Source organism: Corynebacterium sp. SA-MJD20WY100, assembly GCF_039822565.1.
GTDB classification, from domain to species: domain Bacteria; phylum Actinomycetota; class Actinomycetes; order Mycobacteriales; family Mycobacteriaceae; genus Corynebacterium; species Corynebacterium phoceense_A.
Genome location: NZ_JBCJKS010000046.1, coordinates 1 through 1,091, shown reverse-complemented (window position 1 = coordinate 1,091; position 1,091 = coordinate 1). Strand labels below are relative to the sequence as shown.

General features: G+C 53.7%; 1 pseudogene. It reads left to right on the top strand.

From position 1 onward, the window contains the following. Positions 1-29: 29 nt before the first annotated feature. Positions 30-1,091: pseudogene (locus ABJ196_RS12625) on the top strand (IS3 family transposase); the annotation flags it as partial.

The following is a 1,091-nucleotide window of genomic DNA, read 5'->3' as shown; positions in this document are numbered from 1 at the left end:
ACATACCTCAGCTAAGGAAGGATTGAACTATGCCTAGAAAGTATTCCGTCGAGTTCAAGGAGAAGGCGGTCCATCAGATCATCGAAATGGTCCGCCTGGAGTCTTGCTCACTCCAACGTGCCTACACGGAGGTCGGTGAGCTCCTTGGAGTATCTCACCACACGTTGCGGGCCTGGTACCGTGACAGCGCTTCAGTACGTGATGACTCTGACGCTTCAGGCGGCGAGACAATGGAAGAAGAGCTTGGGGCGTCTGCGCCGTGAAAACCGCGAACTAAAACGAGCAAACGGGATTCTTAAGACAGCTTCGGCTTTTTTCGCAGCGGAACTCGACCGACCCACGACCAAATGATCTCCTACATCGACGCGTACAAAGATCAGTTTGGGGTCGAGGCCATCTGCAGAGTTCTAAAACAGGCAGATCGTGGATTCATCACCTCTCGTGGCTACCGCAAGGCGACCACTCGTGTTCCCAGCGCAAGGACCTTAAGCGATAGCCTGCTTATCCCAGAGATACAGCGTGTGCATGCTTAAGAATTTCTCGGTCTACGGCATCCGCAAAATGTGGCACGCGATGAACCGTGAAGGCTTTCATATCGGCCGCGATAAGACTGCACGACTGATGAAGCTAGCAGGTGTTTCCGGCCGCCGACGTGGGCGAACCCCTGTGACAACGATTAGCCCGAAGATACCGGATCATCGCCCGGACCTTGTGTGCCGAAACTTCCGTGCGCAGGCACCAGGCAGGTTGTGGGTTGCCGACATTACCTACGTTCGCACCCTGTTAGGATTCGCCTATACCGCGTTTGTCGTGGATGTATTCAGCCGAAAAATTGTTGGTGTTGCTACACGCTCGACGATGCGTACCGATGCGCTGCCCATGGAGGCTTTGGAGCATGCGTTAACGACTGCAGGACGAATCCATGGAAACCAGTTAATTCACCATAGTGATCGGGGCAGCCAGTATGTGTCACTGAAGTATTCCACTGCGCTAGCGGAATCCGGAATCCGTCCGAGTGTGGGAACAGTCGGCGATTCTTATGACAATGCTCTAGCCGAAACAGTCAATGGTCTCTACAAGGCTGAACTGAT